At 39.0% G+C, this 5393-nt stretch carries 7 protein-coding genes; 3 read left to right on the top strand and 4 right to left on the bottom strand.

Annotation, left to right across the window (positions count from 1 at the left end; genetic code table 11):
- Positions 1-148: 148 nt before the first annotated feature.
- Together H6G86_RS39945 and H6G86_RS37625 are read right to left on the bottom strand one after the other, a co-directional pair.
- Positions 149-1222: a pentapeptide repeat-containing protein gene (locus H6G86_RS39945; RefSeq protein ID WP_199338584.1), complete on the bottom strand. Its 1074-nt coding sequence runs from the start codon at positions 1220-1222 to the stop codon at positions 149-151.
- Between the two features lie 120 nt (positions 1223-1342).
- Positions 1343-1954 carry a tyrosine-type recombinase/integrase gene (locus tag H6G86_RS37625; protein ID WP_190938647.1) on the bottom strand — a complete coding sequence of 204 codons (612 nt, stop codon included), beginning with the start codon at positions 1952-1954 and terminating at the stop codon, positions 1343-1345.
- Between the two features lie 231 nt (positions 1955-2185).
- Between H6G86_RS37625 and H6G86_RS37620 the strand changes: the two genes are divergently transcribed.
- Both H6G86_RS37620 and H6G86_RS37615 read left to right on the top strand, forming a co-directional pair.
- A complete protein-coding gene (locus H6G86_RS37620; RefSeq protein ID WP_190938646.1) occupies positions 2186-2893 on the top strand; it encodes a hypothetical protein in 708 nt (235 codons plus the stop codon).
- 620 nt (positions 2894-3513) lie between these two features.
- A complete protein-coding gene (locus H6G86_RS37615) occupies positions 3514-4164 on the top strand; it encodes a class I SAM-dependent methyltransferase (RefSeq protein WP_313931630.1) in 651 nt (216 codons plus the stop codon).
- A 78-nt stretch (positions 4165-4242) separates the two neighbouring features.
- Here H6G86_RS37615 and H6G86_RS37610 read toward each other — a convergent pair whose 3' ends face one another.
- Positions 4243-4416, bottom strand: a complete 174-nt coding sequence (locus H6G86_RS37610) for a hypothetical protein (RefSeq protein WP_190938645.1) — start codon at positions 4414-4416, stop codon at positions 4243-4245.
- Between the two features lie 122 nt (positions 4417-4538).
- Between H6G86_RS37610 and H6G86_RS37605 the strand changes: the two genes are divergently transcribed.
- A complete protein-coding gene (locus H6G86_RS37605; RefSeq protein ID WP_190938644.1) occupies positions 4539-4763 on the top strand; it encodes a hypothetical protein in 225 nt (74 codons plus the stop codon).
- Positions 4764-4970: 207 nt separating this feature from the next.
- On the opposite strand, the gene H6G86_RS37600 is transcribed toward H6G86_RS37605, so the two are convergent.
- On the bottom strand, positions 4971-5219 hold the full coding sequence (locus H6G86_RS37600; protein WP_190938643.1) for a hypothetical protein: 249 nt from the start codon (positions 5217-5219) through the stop codon (positions 4971-4973).
- Between the last annotated feature and the right edge of the window lie 174 nt (positions 5220-5393).

Below are 5393 nucleotides of genomic sequence, written 5' to 3'. Positions count from 1 at the left end.
TGCAAATAATGTGGTTTTGAGACCCCCCTTATTTGCAGTTAATGTGGTTTCAAAATCGCCTTGTTTGCGGTTTGAAGCGTTTATGTTTGCAGTTCGCTACAGTTAACTGTCAATGATCTGTGTTTAGTAATAACTATTTTGAATCAAATCATTTTCCGAATAAAATCCTTTTTCGCATCAAATCATTGCTATTGTTTATCAACAACATATTTGCAGTTTTGGGGTCAAATTTTTGGGGAAATTTTGTGGGAAATGGTGATTCTAAGTAAAGTTGACTGTAAACTTCTTCCTTCGTATCCTCGTTTGTATATGCAGCCTTCTTCAGGTTGGCTCCTGTAAGGTCGGCTCCTGTAAGGTCGGTTCCTATAAGGTCGGCTCCTCTAAGATCGGCTTTTGTAAGGTCGGCTTTTGTAAGGTCGGTTCCTATAAGGTCGGCTTCTCTAAGGTCGGCTCCTATAAGGTCAGCTTTTCCAAGCTTGGCTCCTGTAAGGATGGCATTTCCAAGGTAGGCTTCTGTAAGGTCGGCTCCTGTAAAGTCGGCTCCTATAAGGTTGGCTTTTGTAAGGTTGGCTCGTCTAAGGTCGGCTCGTCTAAGGTCGGCATCTCTCAAGTTAATAAAAGGTACTGATTTTTCGCTTTGCAAAAGCCCAGCATCATATAAGAATAGTAATACTATGGCTTTCCGATCGCCATCACTTCTCAATCTTCGTAGTACTGTTAATGTCCTTATTCTTGCCACATTCCGTACAGGACTATTGCTGTTAGACTCTGTTAATTTTTTATCAATTAATAGCTCTGACATACGGTCAATATAAGCTTGCAGCGTTTCATCACGTAAATTTTCATTTGCTATATATTTTTCAACCTGAGCTTGGTTGTCAGCCCGTTTTTTGTCTCTACGTTGAAATTGATAACTTAAAAGAACTATTAAAACTGGAATCGCAAGTGTACCAGTCAGACCTAACACATCCCAAAGCGTTTTTGCCGACTGGTGTTTTATTGTATTAGTAAATTTTATTATAGTTTTTTTATCAGAGGCTATTTCAGTACTTTCTTCTTCCGTTGTGTCTTTACCAAATCCAGTCCAATCTGCCCACTTGAAAGTATCAGTTTTATTTGTGATGACTGGAAAAATTACAAATGTCCCAGCAGTAAATAAACAACCCAAAAAAGTTCCCAATATTAGTACGCGCCAATTAATAGATTTAGTTTTATTGTCCACAAGTACTCTCTATTAACTAAAATTTTACTTGCACCAGTTTAGGGCAGATCGAAGATTTAATTCTCAACTACCTCTAATCTCTTTCCCCTAACGAGAACTATTCGCATCAACTTCTAGCTTTTAATTAGAATCTAGCTCCACTCTTTCCCTAATCACTGGTGACAACATAGCCAAACTCGCCGCCGCTCCCAACACCTGCTCGTCAGTCACTTCCAAGTATCTCTGTAACTGCTCTAAATTCCGATGCCCTGAGATTTCCTGAATAACTCTCAGTGGGATGTCAGCGTTACTCATCTGGGTTAGCCCCGTCCTTCTAAAGCTGTGAGTACTCACGCCAATTATCTCAGCTTGTTTGCAAGCTTCTCTCAAAATCCTAGCGGCTGAGTCTTCGCTGATGTGTCCATCACTGCGACCGGGGAACAAATAAACATCTCCTGCCTGGGGATAGTATTCGCTTAATAACCGCCGTAAATCTTCAATCACTGAGATTGACCGGGTTGCAAGTTTGCCCTTGGTGTTTGATTTTCTGATAACCAGCCGGGGTCTAACGTTGCCCTTGGGTGTGTAGATATTTTGAGTTTGTAGCGTACAGCATTCACGGATTCTACAGGCACTAAACAGGCAGACACCGAACAAAGCGCGATCACGGTTATTGTCCAGCCCGTGACTGAAGATTAGCTGTATCTCTTGTTGAGTAAGAACTTTGGCGCGTCCATGCCGATTGATTTTCATTGTCTGACTGTAGACCCTGTGATCCACAGCCTACAACGATTTGAACAAGCCTGGATAATTATTGATAATACAGAAATCTAAATACCAAAACCCCACAATCCTCAATTTTGATGGTGGTTATAAGACTAGTATAGTTTTAAGAGTTATCGATTAATATAATCAAAAGCCCACATTTTCTGATAGGGTGTTTTTATAAATTTTTTAGTTAAAATTATATCTACTTCTAAAATTATGTCTATATTTGAATCAATTTTAGTTGTTATAAGAGATTCTTCTTGGCAGTTTATTGGCGTTGTTATAGCGTTAGTAGCTCTTTTCTTTGCATATAAACAGTGGAATAGAAAATCTTTAGTTTATTCAGTAATTTCAAAATCTAATATTTTATCTATACCTAGTCCTTTTAATCAACAACTAGAAATTAAATATAATCAAAAACTAATTAAAAGTTTATATGTAGTAAGTATTATTTTAAAAAACAATGGGAATATAGCTATAGTACCTGACGATTTTAAGCAATATATTGAAATAAGAGGTGGTGACAATAAACATATTCTTTCTTATGCTGTAATAGAAACAAAACCAGAAGACATAAAAGTAAAATTAGATTTAAATACAGACTCTAAAGGCGGCTATGTTGTTATTGAACCACTACTATTAAATAAAAAGGATAGTTTAACAATTCAATTACTTTTTGAAGACTTTGATAAAATATCCATTCAAGGAAGAATTGTGGGTGTAGAAAAGATTAAACAATTCGATTATTCATTCAATAATAATTTATATCCTCTTATCCTAGTTGGAGGTTTATTAGCTATCTCGTTTGGTCTAATTGTAGGGATTAACTACCCATTAAGTTATGCTGCTTCTAATATTTACATAATTTCTATAACTATGGGAATTATGATCCTCACCAATTATCTAACTAAGTTTAAAGATTAACTAGACCCGGACTTACCCTTAGAAACTATTTTTAGTTTTTACTTAGTTGTTAACCAGTTTTAGCACCCACCTAAGTGTTGCGGCTCGCAAACATAAATGCTCCGGCTTGCAAACAAAGTAATTTCTGGCTCAGATTAAGGCACACCTCATCTTTCCTATCGCTCCTCAGTCCTACGTAGTGAAGAATTTCAGTAATAAAACAGCATAGTGTAAAACTGCCATTTTTATGGTAATTCTGTGGCAGTTTGACGGCTGATTAATGGTAAATCTGTGGAATTTGAGCCAGAGGGAAGCAGTGCCTTTTGGCAGTTCTATGTCACTTCTGTGTTGAATTTGTGGTCTGAAAAATTTGGAATTTTGACGCACAGTACGCCATCTTTGGCTGAAAGTTTTTTTGAGCCAAAATTGAGATTTCAGGAGTAGGCATCTGAAAAAAATAATACTGAAAATTTACACTAATACTACAAAAGTGACTAAGTGACTAAATGGAAGAGACAGTAACTCTGTATCGCCCAACAGGCCCCAAGGAGTTGGAGTTAGTAAAAATTAGCGGTTACAAGAAAGAGTTTGAGGTTACTTACAGTCGCTAAAGTGAAACGTTGGGCTGCTTCATGTTTGTGGTGACTTGTACAGTAAGCGGTGAACTCAAACCAGATAGCATAAAAGCATTGGGGTATGTAGGCGATGAACAAATGATGAGAATTGTAGACAGTATATTCATGCAGATGTTTGGTCGCCCGAAGGGTTTACTAGGCAGGTTGGGTGGCATGATCATGGCATCCATGAACCAAGCATTAACTTATTCGGTCATCGACTTGCTGGAAATTCAGCCGAACGACCAAGTGCTGGAAGTTGGATTTGGCTCTGGAGTGGGTATTCAGCGTCTGTCTTCTTTAGCATCAGCCGGATATATCGCAGGCATCGATTATTCAAAAGAAATGGTCGAGCAAGCTACAACGAGGAACAAGGAAGAGATTGAGGCAGGCAGGGTTGATTTACGGCTTGGGTCGGTAGAAAGTTTACCGTTTGAAGACAACACATTCAATAAAGTGTTGGCTGTTAACTCTATGCAAGTCTGGCCAGATGCCTTAGTTGGGCTGCGGTCAGTGCGACGAGTGATGAAGGCGGGTGGCACAATAGCATTGGGTTTTACTCCTTATTCCGGGCAAGGGCGAACTGGATTGACTCAGACATTCACGAGTGCTGGCTTTACTCAAGCGCGTCTAGTGGAGATAGAAGGTGGTTTTTGTGTATTGGCGAGCACACCATAATCAAAGATGAAAGACTCATGCCATCTAACAAAACTGACACAGTAGTTTTAAAAACTACATCAGCACCATAAAACAGCTTTAAAGGCTCAAATCATCTTCCTTTTGCGGTTGCTGTTGCCGTAACTGCTGCCCATAATCGAGAAGCTGCTGATTCCAATCAATTGCTGTGCATTTGATCCTGAATGACTGTGGCAGTAGTTCCATGAGTGCCCGTACAGCAACTTCTCCCCTTTTATCCTTGCCAAATGCCACTTATACAAAAATCTGGATGGCTATTTTGTGTGAAACTGTTATCGCGGTTAGTTGCCAGCTTTGGAGCTACAGCATTAATGGTGATGGATTAAATTTTCAAAATTCCTATGGAAATTAATGCGTTGTGTCAGTCAATTTCTCAAAGATTTAATATCCCCTTGCCTGCCCCACCGTTGGAGATCGGGAAAGAAATCTATAACCCAAAAAGCCTATCGGTAAGCGTGATTATCGGCGTTGCTTGGAGTAATGAGGATAAAAATTGGCGATATCTCTTCGTTGACTCCGGTTTCTCTACTTCTCCGCTATGGGTGACGGCTGCACAGTTGTATGGAGATATGCAGGCATAGCATATAATTTGCTCCCATCTTCCCTGAAACCTTTATCCAGTAGGATTTGCAGAGGGAGCAAACTTTTTACAGACGGTTTTGAAGGGGAGTGGATGAAGCGACTCCAGAGCTTATCTAACTCAAGTTTTTTGAGTCAAAAAGGATTTGAAAAAAAAAGGCATCAAAAATGGCTACTAAAAAACTACATCAACATTATGGGAACAGCTTTTAAAGACTCAATTCATCATCCTGCTGGCGTTGCTGATGCTGATGCTGTTGCCTTAACTGCCGCCCATAATCAATAAGCTGCTGATTCCAATCATGTGCATTATATTTTTTGATTTGGGACTGTGGCATTAGTTCTAATACACGCTGTGCTGCTGCATCAGCGCTTTTATCGTTACCAAAGGCCACCAGTATATTAGGAACTTTCTGCAATCGCTCAAGTGGTAAGCTCTTAATGTCATCAATAGCCATATAAACTGTTCTTTCGGGTGGAACATCGCCCCTCTTCAGATATTCCAGCATGGCTCTTGAGATAGCATCGATGGTAGGGGAAACGCACCTTATTTACTAATAAAATCTAAGAGAGATTTCAAAATGACATAGATAATTGTAAAAATCAATAAAGTGATAAATAAAATAAATTAA

This window comes from Nostoc sp. FACHB-133, from assembly GCF_014698055.1.
Lineage (GTDB): Bacteria > Cyanobacteriota > Cyanobacteriia > Cyanobacteriales > Nostocaceae > Nostoc.
This window is presented reverse-complemented; position numbering and strand designations above follow the sequence as displayed.

Bases quoted from the DNA above. Each gene is read 5' to 3' on its own strand.
- H6G86_RS37625 (WP_190938647.1), bottom strand. From the start codon at position 1,954: ATGAAAATCAATCGGCATGGACGCGCCAAAGTTCTTACTCAACAAGAG.
- H6G86_RS37620 (WP_190938646.1), top strand. From the start codon at position 2,186: ATGTCTATATTTGAATCAATTTTAGTTGTTATAAGAGATTCTTCTTGG.
- H6G86_RS37600 (WP_190938643.1), bottom strand. From the start codon at position 5,219: ATGGCTATTGATGACATTAAGAGCTTACCACTTGAGCGATTGCAGAAA.